A 24,188-nucleotide genomic window follows, 5' to 3' on the forward strand; every position below is an offset into this window, starting at 1 on the left:
TTCTGCCCTGTCACAGCGACGACGCCAAATCGCTGGCGATCCCGCGCATCTGCGAAATCTGGTTGGACAGAGCCTGCAGATCACCGTCAATGGGCGAAGTGGTTTGGCGGCGCTTGATCGTCAGGCTGCGCGCCTCAGCAAATTCCGCCTGCCGTCTGGTTGCCCCGTCAATGGCCAGTTCCATCTGTTTCAGATTGCCATTGGCCTCGGTCAGCTCTCGTTGCAACTCGGCCTGATCTACGGTGCCTGCCGCCGCGCGGGCGTTCAGTGCGTCCAACTCGGCTTTTTGAGCCACCAGAACTTCGTTCATCACGTTCAACGTGGTCTGCATTTCGGCGGCGTTCCGGTCCAGATCGGATTTGATCTGACGCAACCGTCTTTCGCGCCCGGCATAGCTGCGCTGCACATAGGCCACATAGGTGCCTGCCAGAGCGCCAGCACCCAGTCCGAGGGCGACGCCTGTGCCTACGTCGTCAGAACCGCCCAGCCCAAAGCCGATCGCGCCACCCGCTACACCACCTGCAATCGCCCCTTGCAGGATTGTCTTTTGCAAGGCTGCCGCTTGCTTTGCCAGATCGGCCTCGGCCTGGCTTGATCCAGCGCCTACGGATCTCAGCGTTTCCGGCTCGCTGCTGCCACCGCAGGCGGACAGAGCCAACGATGCCCCTAACACGGAGGCGATCAGCCGGGTGGAATAAGATCTGCCAGCCATTGATAACTCCCTTTTTTACTGTCTTCTGCCTGCGCCACATGGCGCAGAAACAATGCGGCATCCTCGCTCAGGCGCGCGTGAGCTTGCCCGAGGTTACGCGAAGTTGCTGCAGCGTCAAAGAAATCTGCGCCTGGCTCGGATGGAAAGAACACCACGGCGCGGGTCAAAAGTTCATCATAATAACTGCGGCTTTGATCCAGCCGCCTTAGAATGACACCGCGTGAGCGATAGATGTCGTAGATATCATTGCGGGCCTGTTGCAGTACCGGCAGCGCGGCAGGGTCCGAGCGGGCGATCTCTTCGATTTGACCCAAGGCGTTTTCAGCAACAGCCAGAGTGCGTTCGACACTGCGCAGTGCAACGATATCTGTGCGCAGGCTCTGCAATGTCGTGGCGGCCAGAAAGACCGAGACTTCGGCGGCGTCTTCAAACAGACGCTCTGGCGTTGCGGTTTCCTGCAGCGGCAAGCGACGGCGATACTGATCGAGGGCCGGTTCAAGGTTCCGGCTTGGCCCATCTGGCATCAGCCCAAGGGTGGAAAGGGCCGCGGCCAGCTTGTCGGGTTCCGCAGCAGCCAGCGTGGCGCTGATCGGCGCGGCCGGGGCGGTTTCGGTGTTCCTCAGCAGCTCAATCCGGTCACGCGCGAAAGCGGCGAACAGGCCATCGGGGTATGTTTGCAGATAGTCCTTGAAGTCAGATTGATCGCTGCTTGCGGAAATGCTCCGCCAATGTGCCATATCGGCCTCAAAAGCGTCCGTGGGACCAGCTGAGGGCAAACCCGGCGCAAAACTATGTTCATCCAGAACGGATTCTTCGACCCAAGGGATCTGGCGGCCTTCTGTGTCCAAAACCACTTGCTGACGCACCCGACCGAGCATCAGCCGCACATCCAGATCTGGCGTTGCAATATGATCCAGCAGGCTCGAGGTGAAGACACTGTTGTCGCCCAGCCCGTCATACGCCACGTTGCCGGGGTCAGTGGCATAGGCGATCAGCAAACCTGCACCGCCTCGGATGCGGACGAGGCCCTGTTCGACCATCCCTCTCTCCGAGAACGGGTTGTTGCGGCAGGCGTCCAGCAGAAGGATGCCGACATCCGGCCCAGCCTTGGCAAGCACATCGCGCACGCGGTCGATGGTGATCGAACTCCGGCTGAGTGCGTTCAGGTCACTGCCCGAGAATTCCGTGCCGATCAGGTGGTTCTGACCGCCGATCTGAACCCCGTGACCGGCGTAAAAGAAAACAGCCATTTCAGCGCCTTGCGCCGCTTGCCCAAAGGCGTGGACGGCCCGATCCATCGAGGCTGCGTTCTGGTCGGTAGCCTCGGTCACGGCAAAGCCAAGCTCTCGCAGCGCTGCGCCTAAGGCCTCAACATCGTTGACTGGGTTGCGCAAGGCCATATCCGGGGCGCGGTAGTCGGAATTGCCGATCAACAAGGCCACACGATCAGCCGCCCGGGCCGAGCCTGTCGCCAGAACCAGACAAGACATTATGCAAACTAGCAAAAATCGGAACCGAGTCATACCGTCACCTTAGCGCATGGGTTTTGGACTGCACAGACAGATTGGAGCTCTATAGCCTGCCCAGTCGATCCTCGTCGTCCACAACGGTCAGCCGCGTATCCGAACTGCTCCACCGCCAGAGGACGAGGTTGAGGTTTGCCGGTGTCGTCCCCGGCGCGAAGCTGCGCACCAGCAAACCGAGAAAACCGTCCTTGATCAATTGCGAGGCCAAATCTTGCGTCGGGACAGCGCGACGATCCAGCATGGCTGACCGCCAACCGGGATCGGCCAGTGTGGGCGCGGTCATTCCGTATTGGGTCAAGGTGGCCTCGTCTCTTGTGTCGAAGATCGGGCCTAAATCCGCATGGTAGGACACCAGTATCGTCGGCTGCAAGTCCCCGACCTGATTGGCCTCGCGCAGGGCCGTGGCCGGGTCCAGCGCCGTGTAGAGCGCAGGTGTTCCCTTCGCGTTGAACCGACCATCATATTTCTCTGCCCCGCGACCCGAGAGGGGATCGCGCGCGTAGACCGGGTTTAATGCGCGAAAAAGCGGCCCACGATACCAGCCCTCGTCAAGCGGCATCAGGCATAGACACCGGCATCGACGGCATCAATGTACTCCAACACCTGCTGCGCCTTACCCTCCTGGACCAGTTGCATGGCGGTGCGCCCGTCAAAGCCGGGCAGGGGTTCCGATCGATACCAGGCATAGGCGATCAGATCCGAGCCAAAGCGCGGTTGCACCTTGTTGAGAACTTCGACCAGTTCGCGCAGGCGGCGTTGCGTTTTGTCGGATTGAATGCGCGTGCGGCGTTGCAGGGCATCCTTGCCCAACCCCACGGTCAAGGCGACCTCTTCGGCGGATGTACGCAGAGCCGCCGCGATTTTCCGAGGCTCAAACAGCCCGCCTTCGGCGAATTGAGCAATCTGCATGCCACCCTCCAATCCTGTTACTTTGACAGTATTTAGCGTCACTATCGCTGATTTTCAAGGAAGCATACCGTGTCGCTGCGTCTCGAACCTCATCAAACCCCTTGGCAGACGACATGATCCTCACCAACTTGGGACCACCCGTTGATTGACGACAGCCCGAGCGGCCCTTTTACCTGTTCGCAGCCTCGGGTATGAGGTCTCAAATGGCAAGAAAACAGCGGGAGCCCATCCATGTCGTTTCATCGCACCGCTTTTGCGGCATTGTTCGCGGCCGTGTCGCCAGCCGTCAGTTGGGCGCAGTCAGAAAGCGCACCGTCTGAGGCGCTGTCCGTCGAATTGAACACAGCACAGAATGTGGGCAATGCCTGCCGTCTGACGTTTTTGGTGCAGAACGGAACCGGGGTCTCAATCGACAAGGCCGTGTTCGAGACCGTGATCTTCGACACCGAAGGCGGCGTTGTCAGCCTTTCCCTTTTCGATTTCCGAGATCTTCCTGCGGATCGCCCGCGCGTGCGGCAGTTTGATCTGCCGGGAAGGGATTGCGCGCAGGTGGGCCGCGCCTTGATCAACGGTGCCAATACCTGCGTGGTCGACGGTGCGGATAGCACTATCTGTCGCGATACGCTCAGCCTCAGCAGCCGGGTCAAAGTGGAGCTTTTGGGATGAATTTCTTGGGCACTTTGCGTGAAATTCTGGCGCTTGGCGGGCCGGTCGTTGGCATCTTGATCGTGATGTCGGTTCTGACTCTCTCGGTCACGCTGTATAAACTGTGGCAGTTCGCGGCTTGTGGTGTTGGTCGCCACAAGGTCCTGTCCGAGGCGCTGGCTGCCTGGGATGCAGGGGATCGCGCCGCGGCGCGTGCGCGGTTGAACGACAGCAGCAGCTACCTTGCACCGATCGTTGGGGCCGCGATGGATGGGGTGGACGTCCCCGGCGTGGATGACCGTCTGGATGCCGAGGCCGGTCTTGCCCTTGCTGGGTTGGAGCGCGGCTTTCGACTGCTGGACACGGTGGCGCAGCTTGCCCCGCTGCTTGGATTGTTCGGAACGGTGCTTGGCATGATCAACGCGTTCCAAAGCCTGCAAACCGCCGGTTCCTCGGTGGACCCGTCGCTGCTGGCCGGTGGGATCTGGGTCGCCCTGGTGACAACGGCTGTAGGACTTGCGGTGGCGATGCCGACCTCGATGGTTCTGTCGTGGCTGGAAAGCCGCACTTCGCGTGAGCGGGTGTTTGCGGACAAAGCGCTGCGGACCATTCTGGTGCCCGGTCACGCGCTGCAGGCAACGGCCGGGGCACAGATCCCGCGCGCCGCCCCTGAACATGCGTAACACGGCGCCCTTTGTTAGACGCCCCTTGTCGATGACGCCGCTGATCGACGTCATCTTTCTGTTGCTGCTGTTCTTCATGCTCTCTTCCACCTTCTCGCGATTTGCTGAGATTGAATTGACGCAGGCCGCCGCTGGCAGTGGCGCGGGCTCGGCACCGGCGGACCGAGTGTTTCTGCAGCTTGGTCCGGATCGGTTGGTTCTGAACGGGGCCTCGATCACCTTGGCAGATCTGCTGACGCAAGTTGAAACCGGGCAGGTTCTGATCAGCCTCGACGCCGATACCTCGGCGCAACGCCTTGTCGATGTATTGGTTCCTCTACGAGGTCGCGACGGGTTGACCGTGACGGTGTTGGAGTAGGCCGATGATCCGCCAGACACCCCAGCGCCGCAGACGCGACTCCACGATCCCGCTGATCAATGTGGTGTTCCTGATGCTGGTCTTCTTCCTGATCGCCGGCACCGTGGCCCCCCCTTTGGACCCTGATCTTGAGCTGGTCGACACCGCAGAGCTGGAGGGGCGTGAGCCGCCGGATGCGCTGGTCCTGCATGCAGACGGATCGCTCAGCTTTCGCGGGCAGGCCACGGACGCGGAAACATACATGGCGGATCATGAGGGCGAAGAGGTCCGCATCGTGCCAGACCGCGCGGCCTCGGGCCCGCGTCTGATCGAGGTGACAGGTGCGCTGCGGCGTGCAGGTGCGAAATCGGTCTTTCTGGTCACCCAGCAGGCAATCGAATGATCCGCACCTCGGCCATCATCGCCGCTGTGGCCGTTCTGGTTTCGCTCTTGGTGCATATTCTGGGGCTGAGCATGACCACAGCCAGTTTGACCAATTCGCCAAGCGTTGTGGGCGATGATGAAGATGCGGTGACCCTCGGCACGGCCTTTGAGGATTTGGCCGAACGGGTACCCGAACCGATCGAGCCAGAAGAAGCGGAGGTGCCCGAACCTCCGGTCGAAACCTCGCCTGAGCCCGAAGAAGCGGAGATTCCGACAAGCGAAGCTCTGGTTGCTTCGCCCGATCCGCAAGAGCAGACATTCGCGCCCGACACCGGCGCCTCCAATGGCGGTCAGGCCGAGGTGCCAGAGCCGGAGGTGACCGAATCCGTTGACCAGTCGGAGACGCAAACGGCAGCAAGTGATGAGGTCGACGCAACGCCACTGGCCGAGCCATCTGATGTCGTCGAAATCCCGCAAGCCAGTGCCGCAGAGCCGGTTGAGCCGGTCGAAACGCCAGAGGCCGAGCAACTGGCCGCGTTGCCGCCCGTCGAGGTTGCGCCTGTGCCGCTGGAACAAGAGGCTGTTGAGCCAGAAATCGCGGTGGAGCCTTTACCGGAAGAAGCCGAACCTGTGGAGGACAGCGAAGGCTCCGAGCAGGCGGTGGCAACTTCTCTTCGGCCGCGTTTGCCCAATCGGACGCCCTCGGACGAGGTTCAACCTGCGCTGCCCGGTACGCGCAATTTCGACAACCTGAAATTCCCCGAACAAACCATTGAATCCCCATTGGCGGCCTATCAGCGCGAAGGGATTGACGCGTTCACCCGCAATGACCGGGGCAACCAGTCCGGCGGGCGAGGGCCGGGCAATTCCACCACGACCAACTATGCCGGACAAGTTCTGGTGCATCTGAACCGCGCGCCTCAGGTTTACGCACCGGTTCGCGGCTATGCGCAGGTGTTCTTTCAGATCGACCCGGATGGCTCATTGGCCTGGGTCGAGGTCATCACCAGCTCGGGCTCGGACCAGGTGGATCGGGCTGCGAAGGAGCAGGTCAGGGGGGCCGCACCTTTCCCGCCGCCGCCCGGTGGTGTCAGCCGCAAACTGTCTTTCTACTACCAGAACGGCTGAGCCTAGCGCGCTCCGCGCCGTTGCTGCGCCCCGCCATCTTTGCGCATGGTGAGGCCAATCCGTTTGCGGGGGACGTCAACCTCGACAACTCGTACCTTCACGACCTGACCGGTTTTGACCACCTCATGCGGGTCTTTGACGAACCGATCCGCCAATTGACTGACATGGACCAACCCGTCCTGATGAACGCCGATATCCACGAAGGCCCCGAACGCGGCCACATTGGTTACCGTTCCCTCCAACAGCATGCCGGGTTTGAGGTCGGTGATCTCCTCGATGCCGTCCCGGAACGACGCTGTGACAAAGCTGGGGCGCGGATCACGGCCCGGTTTTTCAAGCTCGGCAAAGATATCGCGCATGGTGGGCAGGCCGAAGGTCTCATTGGCGAATTGTTCAGCCCGCAAGCCCTTCAGCGCCCCGTCATGTCCCATGATCTGACGGATATCCCGGCCGCAGGCAGCGACCACGCGGCGGGCGACGTCATAAGCTTCGGGGTGGACAGATGAGGCATCCAGCGGCTCCTCTCCATCGCGGATGCGCAGAAAACCTGCGCATTGCTCAAAGGCGCGTGGCCCAAGGCGGTCGACCTTCAGCAAGTCTTTGCGGGACTGGAACGCACCATTGTGATCCCGGTGCTGTACGATGGCCTCGGCCAAACCGGGGCCAAGGCCCGACACATGCGACAGCAGCGGGGCCGAGGCGGTGTTCAGGTCGACACCAACCGCATTCACCACATCTTCGATGACCGAGGCCAGCGACTGGGACAAGCGATGCTGGTCCACGTCATGCTGGTATTGTCCAACCCCGATGGATTTCGGTTCGATCTTCACCAGCTCGGCCAGCGGGTCTTGCAAACGGCGCGCTATCGAGACCGCGCCGCGCAGGGATACATCCAGATCCGGGAACTCTCGCGCGGCCAGTTCAGACGCGGAATAGACCGAGGCCCCGGCCTCGGATACGACTGTTTTGGTGGGGGCTTTGACCGACTTGGGCAGCAGGCTGAGTGTGTCGGCGACCATTCGTTCGGTTTCACGGCTAGCGGTTCCGTTGCCGATGGCGATCAGCTCGATCTCATGGGCCGAGATCAGGTCCAAGATCGCCGCCTGCGCCCCCCTCAGATCGTTTTTCGGCTGAAACGGATAGAGCGTGTCTGTCGCAACGACTTTGCCGGTGGTATCCACCACGGCGGCCTTGACGCCGGTTCGAATGCCCGGATCCAGACCCAGCGTGGGCCGCGCGCCCGCCGGGGCCGCAAACAGAACATCCTTGAGGTTGCGCGAGAACACCTGAATCGCCTCATCCTGCGCGCGGCTGCGCAGATCTGCCATCAGCTCAACCATCATCGACAGGGAAAGCTTTACCCGCCATGTCCAGCCTGCAACCTTGCGTAGCCATTTGTCTCCGGGACCATCGCCACGGATCTGCAGATGCGAGGCAACAATTGCCTCAGCCCGCGCCGCGCCCGCCTCGGGCTCAGGGGCGATATCCAGCGTGACGATCCCCTCTTTCGAGGCTCGCAACATGGCCAGCGCGCGGTGCGAGGGGGCAGTCGCCCAAAGCTCGGAATGGTCAAAGTAGTCGCTGAACTTCGCGCCTTCCTTTTCTTTGCCCTCAACGAGTTTCGAAGACAAAAGCGCCTCTTGCTGCATGAAATTGCGAAGCTTACCCAGCAGAAGGGCGTTTTCCGTCAGCCGCTCGGTCACGATGTCACGGGCGCCGTTCAAGGCGTCCTTGGTCGTTTCAACAGCCTCGGACAGATAGCCCTGAGCAAGGGCTTCCGGGTCGGCGTTGCGGTCGGCCAGAATAGCGTCGGCGAGCGGCTCCAACCCGTTTTCGCGGGCGATCATCGCCTTGGTGCGCCGCTTGGGTTTGTAGGGCAGGTAGATATCTTCCAACTGCGCCTTGGTCTCGGCCCCGGCGATGGATTTCGCCAGATCGTCCGACAGCTCGCCCTGATCCTTGATCGACGTCAGGATTGTCTGCCGCCGCGCCTCCAGCTCTCGCAGATAGGTCAACCGGTCCGAGAGGGTTCGTAGCTGCGTATCGTCCAGCCCGCCTGTCGCCTCTTTGCGATAGCGGGCCACGAAGGGCACGGTCGCGCCTTCGTCCAGCAATCGTACAGCGGCCGAGACCTGATCCGCGCGCGCGTTGATTTCGGTGGCGATTGTGCGGGCGATACGGTCCAAGGGGGCCTCCTGATACTGGGTCGGAAGGACTTCTTAGACAGCGTTTTGGCAGAGGGGAAGAGGGTCAGCGCATTGGGGCAAGATTTCCTGAAACGGTCTGCCCCTTTGCCTGTGTTCGAGGCCCGGCCGTGGGTCGGGCCGGGCTTTGGTGTACCTTAAAGGCACTCAGCCAATGTGTTCGCCATATTGCGCAGAAGTTGGGGATAGAGCGCCGCGCCGGGCTCAAGTTCGGCGCCAAGCGGGTCGATCACGGCGGTTTTGGCCTCGGACCCTTCCATCACGGTTGCGATCAGGCCTGGGTTGAACTGCGGCTCTGACAGAACGCAATCAATCCCTTCCTCTTTGATGCGTCCCTGAATTTCGGCGATGCGCGCAGGGCTAGGATCGGACGCATCGCTGATCGAGATCGCACCGGAGGCCGGGAAGTCGAAGTCATTTTCAAAATACTGATAGGCGTCGTGGAACACGATGAAGCTACCACCTTTAACCGGGGACAGCGTTTCTGCGATCTCGGCTGACAGCGCCTCCATCTCAGCGCGCGCGGCGGCTGCGTTTTCAAAGTATTTACCAGCGTTTTCTGGGTCAGCAGCCGAGAGTTGAGCGGCAATCACGTTCAGCCATGTTCCGGCGTTTGCAGGCGACAACCAGGCATGCGGATCGTGTTCGCCATGCGCGTGACCTTCGTGGTCGTCATGATCATCATGGTCTGCATGCTCTTCATGACCATGGTCGTCATGCGCGTGGTCATCTTCCTTGTCATGGTCGTGATCATCGTGACCATGTTCATTCTTGTGATCGTCATGATCATCATGCGCATGTTCGTCTTTGTGATCATCGCCATGATCTTCATGACCGTGATCGTCATGATCCTCGTCATCGCCGTGATCATGCGCTTCGAACAGCGCGTCCTCGCGGAAGTCCAGCAGAGTGGTTCCGTCCGCCTCCAGCAGCGTTGTTACAGCCGCGCCGCCAGCGAGCGTTTCGACAGCGTTTTCCATCCACGGCGTCAGATCTTCGCCAATCCAGAAGACCAGATCCGCCTCTTGCAAAGCTGCCGCCTCGGACGGGCGCAGATTGTATTCATGCGGTGAGGCGCCCGGCTGAACGATCAGACTGGGTTCGCCCACCCCGTCCATCACACGGGCCACAAGCGAATGCACCGGGGCAATATCAACGGCCACATTCGGGACGTCGGCCATGGCTGTTCCGCCCAGCAATGTAGCGGTGATCGAAAAGGAAAGGAGGTTTCTGGACATTGGACCCTCTGTGTGATTTTATAACATTTAATCGCGGCATATATGATATAAGATAACATGACAAGTCAGAGGCAACAGAACTTGACCAGCGAAGCTGCGCCGGTGGGGTTCCATGATCATGACCACGTGTCCTGCGTGGAAACCGGCCTTGCCATGGCCGAGGCAAAGTGCAACGCCGAGGGGCTTCGCCTGACGCCTGTGCGCCACAAGGTGCTGGAAATGCTGTTGCAGGAACACAGGGCGCTTGGTGCCTACGCCATCCTTGATCGCCTGCGGGATGAGGGGTTCGGTTCACAGCCACCGGTGGCCTATCGCGCCTTGGATTTTCTGGTCGAGAACGGGTTTGTCCATAAGATCGAACGCCTGAACGCTTTTGTGGCCTGCGCCCATCCGGGGGCGACGCATTCACCGGTGTTCATGATCTGCCGCGGGTGCGACGCGGTGGCCGAGGCATCCTCGGCCGTTGATAGCGGGGCCCTTGGCGATGCTGCCCGCGCCGTGGGTTTTGAAATTGAACGTACTGTAGTAGAAGCCGAAGGTCTCTGCTCTGACTGCACCGAAAAGGCCTAGCAATGTCCCTTGTCACCGTTGAAGACCTGAGCGTGAGCTACGGGGCCAATACCGTGCTGCGCCATGTCCATATGATCATCGAACCCGGTGAGATTGTGACAATTGTCGGGCCGAACGGGTCCGGCAAAACAAGTCTGCTGCGCGCCATTATCGGGGCTACCAAACCGGCCAAAGGGCGGATTACACGCAAACAGGGCCTACGGATCGGTTACGTGCCGCAGAAACTGCATATCGATCCGACCCTGCCCATTTCAGTCGAGCGCTTTATGCGCCTGACCAATCACGTCAGCCGCGCCCGCTGTGCCGAGGCGCTTGAGGAAGCCGGCGTGCCCGATCTGTTGAAGCGGCAGATGACACAATTGTCCGGCGGGCAGTTCCAGCGCGTGCTGCTGGCGCGGGCCTTGATCAACCACCCGGATATCCTTTTGCTGGACGAAGCGACGCAGGGTTTGGATCAACCGGGTTCAGCGGCCTTTTACCAGCAGATTGAAACCGTGCGCCGCGAGACCGGCTGCGCCATTTTGATGATCAGCCACGAGTTGCACGTGGTCATGAGCGCTTCGGACCGGGTGATCTGCCTGAACGGTCATGTCTGCTGCGAAGGCTCGCCTGCTGTTGTGGCCTCAGCCCCTGAATATCGCGCCTTGTTTGGGACAGGGACCGGAGGAGCGCTGGCGCTGTATCGGCACGACCACGATCATCATCACGACCACGATCATAGCTCTCAGGACGCTGCAGAATAATGCTGGATGACTTTATGACCCGCGCGACATTGGCCGGGATTGGTGTGGCTTTTGCGGCGGCTCCGCTGGGATGTTTCGTGGTCTGGCGCCGAATGGCCTATTTTGGCGACGCAACCGCGCATGCGGCCATTCTGGGTGTTGCGCTGTCGCTGACCTTTCAGATGTCGGTTTTCACGGGCGCTTTGGCCGTAGCTTTGGCAATGGCGTTGACAGTTACGTTGCTGTCCGGGCGGGGATACGCGATGGACACACTATTGGGCGTTCTGGCCCACTCTGCACTGGCCTTTGGCTTGGTTGCCGTATCGTTTCTTTCCGGCGTCCGCATTGACCTGATGGCTTATCTGTTCGGTGACATCCTTGCCGTTTCGCGCGCGGACCTTGCCGTGATCTGGGGCGGCGCGGCGCTGGTTGTTGCCTTGATCGGCTGGCGCTGGTCGCAGCTATTGACCGCGACTCTGAACGAAGAACTGGCCTATGCTAGCGGGTACGACCCCAAGCGCGAGCAATTGATCCTGACCCTGTCTCTGGCGGTGACCGTCGCGGTGGCAATCAAGGTCGTGGGCGTTCTTCTGATCGCAGCCTTGTTGATCATTCCGGCGGCTGCTGCGCGCAGCCTCGCCCGATCGCCCGAGTCCATGGCCTTGATCGCCGCAGCCATCGGAGCGGTTTCCGCCGTAGCCGGTTTACGGGCGGCTTACGTGTTCGACACACCTGCAGGGCCGTCAATTGTGTGCGTCGCGGCAATCCTGTTTGCCTGTTTCAGCCTGTTGGGATGGAAAGGCCACAAGCGCTAGAGCGCCTTACCTTTCATTAAAGGCGCGTTCCAAGGTCAGTTGGACCGGTTTCAACAAATAGCTGAGAAGTGTCTGCTCACCCGTTGTCATCTCGGCCACAACGGTCATACCCGCCTGCAGCGGACGGTTGAACGCGCCGATGCCGATTGTTGAGCCAGCCAGGACGAAGGAGGCCCGAAAATAGGTCTCGCCCGTTTTCTCGTCGGTCATGGGCAGAGGATGCACCGACTGCAACCGCGCCTCGACCTTGCCAAAGCGGCGGGCATCGAATGTATCGACGCTGATCGCCACCGGGTGTTCTAGAGCCACATGCCCCACGTCGGAATTGGGAATGCGCGCCTCGACCATCAGGGTCTGCCGGGTCGGAAGCAGCTCATAAAGCGTTTCGCCGGGGGCAATAACCTCTCCCGGATTGGGTGAGGCCACCGACTGTATCACACCACGCACCGGAGCAATCAGGCGCAGGTCGGCAAGCCTAGTTTCCAAAAGTTTCTGCGAGGTCTGCAACTGATGATGTTCATGTTCCAGTGCGTTGATGCGGGTTAGCACGTCCTCTCTCAGTGTCAGGGCCTCTTCCGCGAGCGCCGCTTTTGCAAGGGTTAAAGCGTTGCGCGCCTCAGCAACGCGCACACGAGCGTCTTCGGCAAAGGCGCGCATGGCGTCGACTTCGTCTTCTTCTTCCAGAAAATCGCTGAGAGACTTAAGGCCCTGCGTTTGCAGCTTCGCGTAGCGATCCAGAACCTGCTCTTTCTTTGTGACCCTTTGGCGCGCGAACTCTGCGGCGCCTTCAAGGATTTGCAATGTCTTGGTTTGCTGCTCAATCGAAACACGCTGAACTTTCTGGCTTTCCAGGAATAGTTCAATACGGGCTGCAGCCGTCGTCAGACCTGAATTTCTAAGCGTTTGTATCTGGGTGGACCTCTGCGGAGCATCGCCTTCAAGCATGGCAAGCACGGCCTTTGCATTTCCTAGATCCCGCGCGACAGAGGAGGCTTGCGCGGACAGGACCTCCATCTCTTGTGTCAGTTCCGGGTGGTGCAACTGGACAAGAACATCACCGATTTCCACAGTTTGACCGTCCTGCACATGGACTGAACGGACAATCCCGCCTTCCATGGTTTCAATCTGAACATAGTGGCCCATGGGAACGATGGTGCCCGGCGCGCGTGTGATCTGTGGGACATCGGTCCTCCATGACAAAGCGATCAGACTGGCAAGAAAACCGGTGATAGCTAGCGCGAGAAACGCCGCGAACCGAGGCGCGCGGGCACGCTTTCGTCGAGCGCTGCGGTCAAGCAGTCCTTCTCGGTTTGCGGAATGTGTTCGGAAAACCATCTTCAAGCTCCAAGCGTTTTCAGGGCGGCCCACATCTTCTTGCGCCCGACTTCTCCGGTGTCGTTCACAGCAACCTGGCCCGCGTTGAGATAGATGAATCGATCGGCGATGTTCAGAAACGAACGATCTGCGGTCGCGATGATCACAGTGTGGCCCCCGGCCTTATCCTTGACCCATGTTTTGAACGCTTGACGGCGGGTGTCGTTCAGTCCGTTTGTCGGTTCCGAGAACAGGTAGACCGAGGCTGGTCGTGCCATGCTACGTGCGAGGGTGAGAGATTTCAAAATCTCATCTGGCATTTGCGAAAGGGCTTCATCGGAAAGGCGCGTCTGCGCACCGTCTGGCAGCATACTGTGCCCTTGTCGTAAGCCCATCCGATCCAGCGAGGCTTGAATTCCCATGTCGGAAATGGACGGCGCGGCCAAACGGAAATTCTGCGCAACTGTGCCATAGAACAGTGATTTCTCGTAAGTCGCGTAGGTGACCGATTCGCGCAGCTCGTCCCGCGCGATTTGGCGGATGTCGATCCCGTCGTGCTCGATCGTTCCCCCAATCGGGGAGGCCAGACCATCGATTAGATCCAGAATGGCGGCACGCGCGGCTGTGTCGCTGCTCAGGACAACCACGACTTCGCCCGGCTTAAATGCCAGACTGACTTGCGACAGGATCGGAGGGCGGAGTGGATCCGGGCGGTATGTAACCGAAGAAAACACGATGGAACCGTTCAGCGCTTTTTGGTGGGACCAGCCGAGGCCAAGCTCCATCTCTTGCGGCAGGAACAGCACCCGGTCTGCCTGGCTGCGGCTGGCCTGGAAAGACATAAGCTGCGGAAATCCGGTATACAGCGCCTGAATGGGTCCGAAGATCTTTGACACCAAGGCGATTGAGGCGATCAGAGCGCCAAAACTCAAAGCTCCGGACATCGCGGCATGGGCGCACAATATAATTGCACCGGTTGTGGCTACGGCCGCAATTGTTTGCCCCAATGACTGCGCAAGTGCTTGAAATTGCCGAGCGCGCTTTGTGCTTTCCTCACTGGTTTCGATCAAAGGCATGCAGCGTTGGAGCCAAGGCGTTTGCATGCCGAGATTTGCGAAGGCGCCTTGATGGACGATTGCGTCTTGTACCGCCAGCTGGCTGAGTGAGGCGCCCCGTGCGGCTTTCCTTTCGAGCTGTTTTTGACGTGGGATCGTGATCAATCCCACTATTGCCAAAGCCACCGCCAAGCCAAATGTCCAAAGCCCAACGCTTGGCGCAAGATAGAGCAGAACGGCGAGGAACAGTAAGGCAAAGGGTAGGTCCAGAAGCGTGGTAATCATCTGCCCGGTAAACATCTCTCGGAGGGCCTCGAACTGGCGGAACCGGGACAGGTGTTGGTTCACGCCTGAGCTTTGCATTTGGCCCAGTGGCAGGGACATCAGTTTTCGGAACAAGGCTGTCATCAGCTTTTGTTCGCCGCGCCAGCCAATATATGTCAGCGAGCGCGTGCGCATGTGGCGAAAGCCCATGTCCGTCGCCGCGACGACGGCGACCCCAACGGCCAGTGACAGCAGCATGTCAACAGATCCCGACGGGATGATCCGGTCGTATACTGCCATCATGAGCAGCGGGGTGAAAAGGCCCAAAATGTTGCTGAGCAGGGAGACAAACAAAAGACCCGGCAGGATCGGGCGGAGGTCGCGAAAGGCCTGTGATACGGTGATCTGCGTTTTCGTGGTTCGGTTAAAGGCAAAACGATCGATCCGAAACAGGGTGCACCGGTGACGCGGAAGCTTTTGAAACCGCGGATTTTCCGCCTTTGCATCATCAACCAGTACATGCGCGCCTTTGCTGTTAAGCGCGAGAAAGGCTGGCCCATGATCGGGTACGACCAAGGCAGGACAGTCCGAGGCCGCGATCTCGTGCATCCGACACCTGACTTGTGCGAATGGTATTCCGAGATTTTCCAGGGTTTGTTTGATGTCCCCCGGCTGCAGGCGTTGGGAAAAGTGTGGAAACGCTTCGATCAGGCTGTCTCGGTCATGTTTCCAACCACTTGCCTGCAGGAGCGACTGGAAAAGCTGAGTGGTGTTTTCAATCGTCAAAGTGGTCATGCGGCACCTCTTTTCATGCGGCACGCTTCATCAGTGTCTCGATAGGCATCCTCTTGCCATTGAAGCAGATCGGAGGTCCGGATGTTGCCCAGCTGGGCGGATTGATCCGTCAGCTGGTGCAACCGGGGGTCGGGGCTTGCGATCACCAGAGTGGGGCGCGGCGAAAGCGTTTTCAAACAGGTTGCCAAGGCCTGACGCTCAGGTGCGTCCAGAACAGACGAGGGTTCATTCATCAGTAACATCCGAGGGCGTAAAGCAAGGGCTCGGGTCAGCGCGATCAGTTGTCGGTTGACCGGATCGCTTTCAAAACTCGACCCCTTGCCCAGCTGGGTATTGTAGCCTTCTGGCAGCCGGTGAACACGCTGCTCCAAACCAAGCGTGGCAGCGATCTGTTTGGCATGTTCAGCCGTTTCGGCGCCGCCAAACGCGGTCAGATTGTCCAGCAAGGTTGCTGAAAGGATCGCAGGGTCGCGCTCCAGCGCCACTATTCCGCCCCGACCTACAAGGGCGGGCCGTTCGGTTGTTGCAGCCTCATCTATCAGGCACGAGCCAGCATTGGGCTTTTGGTTGCCCAAAATGGTCGCGAAGAAGGCACCGACCATCCAGCTTTCTTCCGCTTCTATCAGTATCCCAGTGCCAGCTGGCACGTGAAAACTCACAGGGCGACTGGGGGCCTGTTTGTTTTGCGGGTGAGGCAGGCATAGCCCTTCGACCCGCAAATCACCTTTCAGTTTTTTGTGCGTAGCCCAGCTTGGCGGTTGCCGCGAGATACTGTCCATTTCGCGCAGTTTCCGCCGGGATAAAGCGACGCTTTCTGACTGAACCCATATCGCCATGATCTTGGTCAAAGGCTGAATGATACGACCATTCAAAAGCATACAGGCCGCCAATTCGGCAATTCCGATCATGTTCTGAATGACGAGATAGGCCCCCAACAAGCCCATTGCCGCGACCATGATCTGCCCGAAAACAGCGCCAAAACTCTGCGCAAAACCCGAGAACAGGATCAGCTTGCGGCTGACGTCGACAGTCTGGTCTTCAAGCAACTCAAACCTTCGGGCCATCTGAGGTTCCATCCGGTTGGCTTTGACCGTGGACAGGCTGGACATCAGGGCCGAGAGGAACGCATAGCGGCGGGTATCCAGTGCCTTGCGACGCTCAAACAGGGACCATTGCTGATGCTTCATCACAACCGCAATCACTAAAACGATACAGAGCGCGGCAATGGGAACCAGAACCAACCACCCTCCGATCAAGCCGATCATGAGGGCGAACAGGATCGTAAATGGCAGATCAATGACGAGCGTCTGGCTCTGACCTGATTGGTGTTCTCGCAGTTGGCTGATCGCCATGTAGCGATCGAAATAGGTGCTGGCGGTGTCCTGAGCGAAGCGGATCGGATTTGCGTTCAATACCTGTTCCAGAAATTGGCGTTGGCGGGCGACGGCACTCTCTTCAGCCCCGGTTGTCAACAGAACAGAACGCGCCCAACGCAATGCAAACTCAAGCCCTACACAGACCACCAGTGCCCAGGTCAGGAGGCGCAACGTCTCGGTCGATTGAAAGGGGATGATACGGTCGAAGATCAGCAGAATGGTGATAGGCGCCAAAAGGGACAAGATGTTCAGGGAAAGCGACGCCGCCAGAAGCGGAATACCCATCCGCAGCCTTGTGCTGCGCTTGACCGACCTGTTCGCTTTCATGTGTTAACGCCCGTTTATTTGCCCCCTAGGTCTGGGGTCGCGGCGTTTAAGAACGTGTAAACATCAGGTCACAGGATGCGCTGAGTTTAGAAAAAATTGCATGTATTTCAGTAACTTTTGAGAAATCTCCACGTGCTACTGGTTTTTTGGGAATCGTCAGTAGGTAAATCGGGGTTTTGCGATGAAAAAGCCGGACATTAATCTGAATTTTCAAGCGAATTCCGCGAAGTCTGAGCAAAGCGAAAAGCAGGATATTGCAGAAAATCTTTCACGGGCACCTGCAAGTTCGGCTGAGGACCCGACCAGGAGTACTCTGCATACCGGCGAACAGGCGCAAGGGGTGCTGGATGAAGCTCAGACCAGTGGCGGAGCACCTTCGGCGGGTGTCAATTTCGCTGAGAAAACGGTGGTTGAAGAAGGTGTTGAAACAGGCAAAGCAAGCGTACCGCAAAGCGTTGTCGCACGGGCTGGGTCGCCCTTAAATACGAGCCCATCTGGCGAAAGTGGGCAATCGGATCACCAAGAGAGGGTCTCCTCTGCTGAAACAACTGTCGGACCGCTTCCTACTGCCGATGTATCGGCGGAGTTGCCTGAAATTGCGCCTGCGGTCGAGCCGAACGCGCCCACCCCTCCGACAATTCCTGCGGCTTTGCCCCCTCAGCCACTGGAAGAACAAAACCAAGCCCCCAAGGATGTCATGCTCGATGGCTCAAGCCTATCAGAGAACGATGAAGGCGCGGTGGTCGGGACCATTACGGTGTTCGATCCGGATTCGGATGGGCCGCATCAGTTTGAGGTGTCTGATCCTCGATTCGAAATCCTCGACGGTCAGTTGCGATTGAAACCCGGCGTTGCGCTCGACCATGAAGACGCAAGCAGCGTAGAGGTGGATGTCACCGCTACGGATGAGGGCGGGTTGAGCTTGACTGAGCGTTTCACAATCGACGTTGCAGATGTGAACGAAGGCCCGGAAACTGTGTCTTTGGACAACACAACCCTAGCCGAAAACGCGATGGGGGCGACGGTCGGAAACATTTCTGTCGTGGACCCTGATCTGAATGACACCCACCGTTTTGAGATCTCGGATGAACGCTTTGAAATCTCGGACGGGCAATTGCGCTTGCGACCGGGTACCTCGTTGAACCACGAGGGTGAAAATCACATTGAAATCAGTATCAAAGCGACCGACGCCGGAGGTTTGAGCGTCACCGAAACCTTCTCGATATCGGTTCAGGATATCAACGAAGCGCCGATTGATCTGACTGTTCAAAACGGAACAGAAAACCTGATCCGGAACGGCAGCTTTGAGGAATTCGAGCTTGCTCAGGGCCGGTGGAGGGGGTTTGACGATGATCAATCCGGTGCCTGGACCGATGCCAACGGGATCGAGATTTGGGACCGCCTAGGAGGGCTGCAGGCCTCGGACGGTGATCAGGTAATGGAGATGGACCATGGCTGGGGCATGGATAGCATCTCTCAGGTTGTGCAGACGCAAGAGGGGCAGCTCTATGATCTGGGCCTCGACCTGCGCGAGCGCCTTGCGAATGGCACCGATACGGTTGAGGTGTATTGGAACGACACTCTGGTTGCAGAACTTGATCCCAAATCGTCGGATTGGGAGACGTTCCAACTACAGGTTGTCGGTACAGGGCAAGACAAGCTGGACCTGCGTGAGGCCGAAGACCAGAATGACTCTTATGGCGCATTGGTCGACAATATCACTCTGACCGAAGCGCAGTTGACCGTGGCTGAACATGTCGCGGGTGCCGTGATTGGTCAGGTCCGGTTCGACGATCCTGATCACGGTGACACTCACCGGGTCGAAGTCTCAGACGATAGGTTTGAAGTGATCGAGGGGCAGTTGCGTCTGAAACCAAATGTTGCGCTTGATCGCAGTGAGGCTGAGGCCTTGACCATTGACGTGACTGTCATCGACGAAGGCGGGTTAAGCACGACCGAGACACTTTCGATCTCTATTGCAGACAGGCCCGATATGTCGATTGGCACCGGGTTTCACGCCAAATATTTCGATGCCGGCCACAGCGTGACGCGACTTGAGGATGTGAATTGGGACGCCCCTGCAACGCATCAGGAGGTCACGACGGAGGTTAACTACGAAATCAGCCGCGGGTCCTTTTGGGAAGGCGGGTCGCGAAACACGTTCGGCGTTGAGGTCACCGGAACGGTACAGGTTTCGGAGGGCGGGACTTTCTCCTTCCATCTTGGTGCGGACGATAGTGCTATGCTGCTAGTTGATGGCGTGCCGGTCATCGACAACGATGGTCTGCATGGCTACCAAACCCGATCAGGTCAGATTGACCTCGAACCGGGAGCGCATTCGATTGAAGTGCGCTATTTCGAGAATTTTGGCCACGCAGGCTTAAAACTGGAATGGGATGGCCCCGGCCTTGACGGTCGACAGCTTGTTTCGGCCCCGGATGTCGCCCAGGCGCAGGTAGTGGCGGGGACTCCGCTGGCCTTCGATATCGACTCAGCGGCTTTGGAAATTGGCGACGATATCCTGTTTGCCTTGGATGGATTGCCGCCCGGAACGCAGGTTGAAGTGGATGGTCAGACCCATGTTGCAGGGCCGGACGGCACGTTGGAAATGGAAGGTTGGCAGGGGGACTTGCTGACCATAGAGCCTCCATTCGATTTCTCGGGCCCTATTGATGTGGGGGTACGTTCCTCCACTCCAACCGAATTAGGTGGTAGCCAAGATGCTGTCCAGACAGTGTCATTCGAGGTTCACCCGGCGCAGGTTTTTGCCCCGACTGCGCAAGTGATTGGAGGATTTCAGGCCAGTTACTTCGATGCGGAAAGTAGGTTGTCGAAATTGGACGACATTGATTGGAGCGCCGACCCGGCACATCAGGAAATCGTGTCTGAAATTAACTACAAAAACAGCGCTGACTCGTTTTGGGAAGGCGGATCAAAAGACACATTCGGCGCCCGCTTGGAGGGGCGCATTTCGGTCGAAGAAGGCGGTACATACACGTTCTTTGCCGGAGGCGATGATGGCGTCGTATTATTCGTCAATGGTGTCGAGGTGATCGAGAATGATGGTCTCCACGCCTATAGGACCCGAGCCGGTCAGATCGAGCTCGACCCGGGCATCCATGATATCGAGGTTAGGTATTTCGAAAACTACGGGCATGCGGGTCTAAAACTGGAATGGGATGGCCCTGATACAGAGGGCCGCGCCCTAGTCCAGGCGGATCCAGGGTTGGCGATTGAGGAAAATGGGACCTTGGCGCTTGGCATTGACCTGACGGGTGCCAGCGATCAGGCGGATGTGGCAATTGAGGGGTTGCCAGCCAACAGCCTGATTGTAGGCGCAGAGGCCGCGGTGATGTCGGATGGGGGGCCGGTTGATGTGAGCGGCTGGGATATTGGCTACCTTGAAATCTCGCCACCACCGGGGTTCGAGGGCGCAATTGAAGGCCAGATCGTGATCTCGGATACCGGCTTTAACGGCGCGCCGGTGACATCGACAACCGCGTTTTCGATGGAGGTTGGAGATGTTGATGCGCTTACGAAACTCGATGCGCCGGATGAATTCGCGTTTTTTGCGAATGCCTCGGGCAACGGGGATGTAGCATCTTGGGATGCTGATTCATCCGACGCTGCGCAAAACGACACAGACGATGTTCTGAATGAAGACGTTATCTCGCCATCACACGCCGAGATAACGAGTATAGAGACGGAGGCCTATGAAAGGGTCGATTGGTAGCCCGCGGCTGACCTATTCGGACGTGGTTATGAAAAAATAGACCCATTCGCCTTTGAATTCCGGGTCGTTGGCGCGGGCGTCGGCGACTCGATCCTTGAGGAACTCAAGGTAAGGTCCTGCCGGCTCGATCAAGGGTCTTTCCTCGTCAAAGAGCGGGGTCGACGCTGCAAAGGCCACTGCGATTTCTTGTCCGTATGGAGGGCCGATGGTGATGAAAAGGCCGGGATCGCCTTGTTTCTCAGCGCCAATTTTGAATGCAGATTTGGCGGGCGTTCTGGCAAGCGGGACCGATGCGTTTGGGCTGAGATGTATGACCTGACCGTCGGCGTCGAAATAGTCGACATAGATATAGGCGTCGTAGTCGGCTCCGGTCAGATCAAGGACCAGTTGCTGACCTGAGGCGTAGCGAAACTCCCGCGTGTGAATATCATCGCCCACCAGCAGGGGGTTGGTGATCTGGTCGGTCGATTGTGGCAAGCCCACATCGACGATCCCGCTAAGCGCGCCGCATTGGGGTCGGGGAAGGATCAGCAGATTGTCGGTGACCTGAATATTGGCTCCCATCTGCGCCTGAAGCGCCGAAAGGACAGGCCCGCGAAGGCCGTTTTCTGGGATATGACCGATCAGTTCGAGGGTATTTGTTTCTGGAAGGAACTGCACCTGAAGGCGTGAACAGGGTACCTGGGCCAGCAGACCGTCTATGCCATCACGCAGGTCTTCAGCCGCCTCACCCGCATCTTCGGGGCGCGTGAAACTTTGAAAGGCGGCGAGGCTTACGGGATCAATCGGGGAATCGCCGGTTGCCGAAAACACATCGGCCGCCTTGGCCTTTGGGACGTCCGGTTGGGTTTGGGTCAAAGCGACGGGCCGCGCCTGCACGGCCTGAGCGGCATCAAAAGAAGGTTGGGTCAACGCCACCGAGTCCGTCGGAGCAAGGTTAGAAGTCAACGTGGTTACCGGCAACTCGGCCGAGGCCAGAGTTACCGGAACCGCCTGTTCGGCAACGACAGGTTGCGGCTTGTCCGGAACGGCCGCCAAAGCCTGCGTTTGGTTGGCCACCTGGTCGCTGGCACTTAGGCTTAGGGCATTCGCGGTAATCTCTGGGGCCGAGGATTGCGGAATAGCACCTTGGGCCAGCCGCGCGCCGCTGGTTTCTTCGGTTGAGGTCGCCGCTGTATCCGGCTGCGCTTGCGCGGCGGTGCTTTGTTTCACCTGATGCGCGGAAAGCTGCATCCGTGTTTCCGGTACGGGCTGCTCGATCACGGGTTCAGGCTCAGTAGACCAAAGCAGAACGACCGCTGCCACGGCGTGAATTGTGACCGAGCAGAACAGCGCGACGCCCCATATCAAAGGAGTGCGCGTCACCGGACCGGACCCGGAGGTGTAACGACCAGCACCACATCCCGCGCGCCCATCGCCTCGAACGTGACGATCAAGGGCAAGACCTCTCGTAGGGCGGCATCCTGATGGGCGTTGATGCGGAGCAGCAGGTCGGGCTGTTCGGACAGCGCCGCCTCAACCGATTGCGCGATCTGATCCGCCGAAAGCTCTGTTCCGTCCAGGGCCAATTGGCCATCAGCGCTCACCGACAGGGTCAATCCGCCCGCTGGCATATCCGCTCCGGATTGCGACACCGGCGGGGTCACGTCGAATGGCGCGGTGGCGTCCATGCGTCCGATGAGCATGAAGAAGACCAGTAGAAAAAAGACGACATCTATCAGGGCGATGATGGTTTCGGGGTGATGGCGCGGGGCGGGACGAGTGATCCTCATGGGCGCGCCTCCAGCCGGACGACGCGCATATTGGTCACGCCTGCGCGGGTGATGACGTCCATGACAGTGACCAGCGCCTGCATGCGGGCGCTGCCGGTGGGTAGAACGATCACCGGAGTTGACGGAGCCTGGGCGATTCTGTCGGACAACAGCGCCTCAAGGTCCTCAGAGGTCAGCGCTTGCCCGCGGAAATAGGGCGCTCCGTCGCCTCCGATACGGATCACTATGGCGCTGGCGGGTTCACCCGAGGTGCCGGAGGGTGCAGACCGATCCGCTTGAGCCAATGCTGGGATCATGTCGAGGTTCAGATAGGTCGAGGTCACCATGAAGAACACCAGCAGGATCAGCATCACGTCGATCATCGGCACCAGTGAGATCAGGGGCCGTGTCGGTCTGCGTCTGTTCAGGCTAAGCTCGGCGGACATGTGTGATCCCCTATTGCGTGCCGCGTTCCTCGATCACCATCAGCTGCCCGACCGCGTTCTCGATCGCCTGAGCGCCCGCTTCTGCTCGGCCCGACAGCAGCGATGCGCCGACAGCTGCGGGGATGGCGACCAGCAGACCGGCGGCGGTGGTCAGCAGGGCCTGCCAAATCCCGCCCGCAAGGACCGAGGCATTGGCCGCGCCTTGCGCCAGCTCCAGCTCCTGAAACGACTGGATCATACCGGTCACAGTCCCCAACAGGCCGAGCAGGGGCGAGATCATCGCGATCAGCTCCAGCACGCGAATCCATGTGTTCATGGCGGCGAATTCCTGATTGCCGCGACGAGTAAGTTCGGCCATCAAGGCGGGTCCCTTGAACCCATCGTTCAGCGCCTGCATGGCATAGGCGCATACGCGATCAGCCGGAGATTTCCCCGCAGCGACGGCTGCCTGTGCCGCCTGCTTGTCGCCCTTGGACCATTGCACCAGCGCCGTGTCCCTCGCGCCTCCGCCGGACCGAACCGGGGCCAGTTGCATCGCTTTGATGACAATCAAAGTGACCGAGAGCAGCGACAACGCGCCAAGGATTGCGATGATTGGGCCTCCTGCGCCCAGTGTCTCCAGCCCGAACATGATCTATTGCGCCAGATTGGCTGAGGTCTTGCTGCCCAGCGCCAGCAGTGGGAAGCAATCCAGAGGCTCGGCGTTCTGGGGCTTGCAGGCCGGCAGGTCATGCAGCAGTACCTCCGAGATATTGGAGCATTCAATCTCGGGGATTTCGAACAGTTTCAGAACGGTGCGTTGAACGGGCAGGGGGGCCGCGTCGATGGACAGAAGCCGGTCGATCACACCATTGCTGTCGAGGATGGCCAGCGACATCTCGAATTCTTCGAAACTGTTGTCAGTCCGGTTGCGAAATAGGAAGAACGCGCGGCATCCGCCGTTGTCGGCGGGTTCGAATTTGTTCAGTTCGATTCCAAGGCGGCCCTCATCGGCCTGCGCGGTTGCGGCCATCAGTGTCAACGCAACTGCGCCGAAAAGCGATTTTCTCATCTTCCTACCTCTGCTGCCGGTCGTTGAACCCACATCCGATGTCTTGCGTCGCGGGTCTTAGCACTGAACATTGCAGAAACAGGGCGCATGCGGGAAGATATTTTTGCAGTGGGTCGCGCTCGCGGTGGAACAATGAACTTGCCCTGGCGTAAACAAACGGTACGGCGGGTCGGGAAAATGTGTATATTGATCTCGACTTGGTC

Annotated in this window: 23 protein-coding genes; 9 read left to right on the forward strand and 14 right to left on the reverse strand. The window is 59.1% G+C overall.

All coding sequences use genetic code 11. The features are described from left to right. Positions 1-10: 10 nt before the first annotated feature. The 4 genes from ACR0KL_RS11330 to ACR0KL_RS11345 form a co-directional block, all read right to left on the reverse strand. Positions 11-712: a hypothetical protein gene (locus ACR0KL_RS11330; RefSeq protein WP_170675864.1), complete on the reverse strand. Its 702-nt coding sequence runs from the start codon at positions 710-712 to the stop codon at positions 11-13. Continuing rightward, a complete protein-coding gene (locus ACR0KL_RS11335) occupies positions 682-2,202 on the reverse strand; it encodes a caspase family protein (protein ID WP_170675863.1) in 1,521 nt (506 codons plus the stop codon). The genes ACR0KL_RS11330 and ACR0KL_RS11335 overlap by 31 nt, the downstream gene beginning before the upstream one ends. Positions 2,203-2,284: 82 nt before the next feature. Next, a complete protein-coding gene (locus tag ACR0KL_RS11340; RefSeq protein WP_170675862.1) occupies positions 2,285-2,797 on the reverse strand; it encodes an RES family NAD+ phosphorylase in 513 nt (170 codons plus the stop codon). Then, positions 2,797-3,147, reverse strand: a complete 351-nt coding sequence (locus ACR0KL_RS11345; protein ID WP_170378480.1) for an MbcA/ParS/Xre antitoxin family protein — start codon at positions 3,145-3,147, stop codon at positions 2,797-2,799. Before ACR0KL_RS11345 ends, ACR0KL_RS11340 begins: the two co-directional genes overlap by 1 nt. A gap of 231 nt (positions 3,148-3,378) precedes the next feature. Here ACR0KL_RS11345 and ACR0KL_RS11350 point away from each other — a divergent pair, with 231 nt between their 5' ends. The 5 genes from ACR0KL_RS11350 to ACR0KL_RS11370 are packed head-to-tail and all read left to right on the forward strand — an operon-like array spanning position 3,379 to position 6,324. Further along, complete coding sequence (locus tag ACR0KL_RS11350; protein WP_480554946.1) at positions 3,379-3,813, forward strand: hypothetical protein; 435 nt, start codon at positions 3,379-3,381, stop codon at positions 3,811-3,813. Then, positions 3,810-4,475: a MotA/TolQ/ExbB proton channel family protein gene (locus ACR0KL_RS11355; protein WP_170549375.1), complete on the forward strand. Its 666-nt coding sequence runs from the start codon at positions 3,810-3,812 to the stop codon at positions 4,473-4,475. Before ACR0KL_RS11350 ends, ACR0KL_RS11355 begins: the two co-directional genes overlap by 4 nt. A 31-nt stretch (positions 4,476-4,506) precedes the next feature. Beyond that, on the forward strand, positions 4,507-4,833 hold the full coding sequence (locus tag ACR0KL_RS11360) for a biopolymer transporter ExbD (protein ID WP_170549377.1): 327 nt from the start codon (positions 4,507-4,509) through the stop codon (positions 4,831-4,833). Positions 4,834-4,837: 4 nt separating this feature from the next. Continuing rightward, on the forward strand, positions 4,838-5,215 hold the full coding sequence (locus tag ACR0KL_RS11365) for an ExbD/TolR family protein (protein ID WP_170488189.1): 378 nt from the start codon (positions 4,838-4,840) through the stop codon (positions 5,213-5,215). Beyond that, on the forward strand, positions 5,212-6,324 hold the full coding sequence (locus ACR0KL_RS11370; protein WP_170675861.1) for a TonB family protein: 1,113 nt from the start codon (positions 5,212-5,214) through the stop codon (positions 6,322-6,324). The genes ACR0KL_RS11365 and ACR0KL_RS11370 overlap by 4 nt, the downstream gene beginning before the upstream one ends. 2 nt (positions 6,325-6,326) lie before the next feature. On the opposite strand, the gene ACR0KL_RS11375 is transcribed toward ACR0KL_RS11370, so the two are convergent. Further along, positions 6,327-8,510 (reverse strand): Tex family protein, encoded by a 2,184-nt coding sequence (locus ACR0KL_RS11375; protein ID WP_480777038.1) that lies wholly within the window; start codon positions 8,508-8,510, stop codon positions 6,327-6,329. A gap of 155 nt (positions 8,511-8,665) precedes the next feature. Beyond that, entirely contained in the window at positions 8,666-9,766 is a 1,101-nt protein-coding gene (locus ACR0KL_RS11380; protein WP_480777039.1) for a zinc ABC transporter substrate-binding protein, read from the reverse strand. A 57-nt stretch (positions 9,767-9,823) separates the two neighbouring features. Here ACR0KL_RS11380 and ACR0KL_RS11385 point away from each other — a divergent pair, with 57 nt between their 5' ends. Genes ACR0KL_RS11385 through ACR0KL_RS11395 form a run of 3 tightly spaced genes read left to right on the forward strand, consistent with a single transcriptional unit; the run spans position 9,824 to position 11,873 of the window. Then, positions 9,824-10,336, forward strand: a complete 513-nt coding sequence (locus ACR0KL_RS11385) for a transcriptional repressor (RefSeq protein WP_480777040.1) — start codon at positions 9,824-9,826, stop codon at positions 10,334-10,336. Between the two features lie 2 nt (positions 10,337-10,338). After that, on the forward strand, positions 10,339-11,079 hold the full coding sequence (locus ACR0KL_RS11390; protein ID WP_170675857.1) for a metal ABC transporter ATP-binding protein: 741 nt from the start codon (positions 10,339-10,341) through the stop codon (positions 11,077-11,079). Then, positions 11,079-11,873, forward strand: a complete 795-nt coding sequence (locus tag ACR0KL_RS11395; RefSeq protein WP_170675856.1) for an iron chelate uptake ABC transporter family permease subunit — start codon at positions 11,079-11,081, stop codon at positions 11,871-11,873. Before ACR0KL_RS11390 ends, ACR0KL_RS11395 begins: the two co-directional genes overlap by 1 nt. A gap of 6 nt (positions 11,874-11,879) precedes the next feature. Here the strand turns inward: ACR0KL_RS11395 and ACR0KL_RS11400 are convergent, their stop codons facing one another. The 3 genes from ACR0KL_RS11400 to ACR0KL_RS11410 are packed head-to-tail and all read right to left on the reverse strand — an operon-like array spanning position 11,880 to position 17,004. After that, positions 11,880-13,208 carry an HlyD family type I secretion periplasmic adaptor subunit gene (locus ACR0KL_RS11400; RefSeq protein ID WP_480777041.1) on the reverse strand — a complete coding sequence of 443 codons (1,329 nt, stop codon included), beginning with the start codon at positions 13,206-13,208 and terminating at the stop codon, positions 11,880-11,882. Between the two features lie 2 nt (positions 13,209-13,210). Further along, the gene (locus ACR0KL_RS11405; RefSeq protein ID WP_480724336.1) at positions 13,211-15,301 is read right to left on the reverse strand and encodes an ABC transporter transmembrane domain-containing protein; all 2,091 of its coding nucleotides are present in this window, start codon (positions 15,299-15,301) and stop codon (positions 13,211-13,213) included. Next, positions 15,298-17,004, reverse strand: coding sequence for an ABC transporter transmembrane domain-containing protein (locus tag ACR0KL_RS11410; protein ID WP_480777042.1), 1,707 nt, complete (start codon positions 17,002-17,004; stop codon positions 15,298-15,300). Before ACR0KL_RS11410 ends, ACR0KL_RS11405 begins: the two co-directional genes overlap by 4 nt. A gap of 181 nt (positions 17,005-17,185) precedes the next feature. Between ACR0KL_RS11410 and ACR0KL_RS11415 the strand changes: the two genes are divergently transcribed. Next, positions 17,186-20,737: a PA14 domain-containing protein gene (locus ACR0KL_RS11415; RefSeq protein ID WP_480777043.1), complete on the forward strand. Its 3,552-nt coding sequence runs from the start codon at positions 17,186-17,188 to the stop codon at positions 20,735-20,737. 12 nt (positions 20,738-20,749) lie between these two features. Here the strand turns inward: ACR0KL_RS11415 and ACR0KL_RS11420 are convergent, their stop codons facing one another. The 5 genes from ACR0KL_RS11420 to ACR0KL_RS11440 are packed head-to-tail and all read right to left on the reverse strand — an operon-like array spanning position 20,750 to position 23,985. After that, positions 20,750-22,102: a DUF4384 domain-containing protein gene (locus tag ACR0KL_RS11420; protein ID WP_170675851.1), complete on the reverse strand. Its 1,353-nt coding sequence runs from the start codon at positions 22,100-22,102 to the stop codon at positions 20,750-20,752. After that, complete coding sequence (locus ACR0KL_RS11425) at positions 22,099-22,509, reverse strand: ExbD/TolR family protein (protein ID WP_480777044.1); 411 nt, start codon at positions 22,507-22,509, stop codon at positions 22,099-22,101. Before ACR0KL_RS11425 ends, ACR0KL_RS11420 begins: the two co-directional genes overlap by 4 nt. Then, entirely contained in the window at positions 22,506-22,934 is a 429-nt protein-coding gene (locus tag ACR0KL_RS11430) for an ExbD/TolR family protein (RefSeq protein WP_480566660.1), read from the reverse strand. Before ACR0KL_RS11430 ends, ACR0KL_RS11425 begins: the two co-directional genes overlap by 4 nt. A gap of 10 nt (positions 22,935-22,944) precedes the next feature. After that, a complete protein-coding gene (locus ACR0KL_RS11435; protein WP_170378447.1) occupies positions 22,945-23,565 on the reverse strand; it encodes a MotA/TolQ/ExbB proton channel family protein in 621 nt (206 codons plus the stop codon). Positions 23,566-23,568: 3 nt separating this feature from the next. Further along, positions 23,569-23,985: a hypothetical protein gene (locus ACR0KL_RS11440; protein ID WP_480566656.1), complete on the reverse strand. Its 417-nt coding sequence runs from the start codon at positions 23,983-23,985 to the stop codon at positions 23,569-23,571. Positions 23,986-24,188: the final 203 nt, after the last annotated feature.

This window comes from Ruegeria sp. C8 (genome assembly GCF_056537565.1).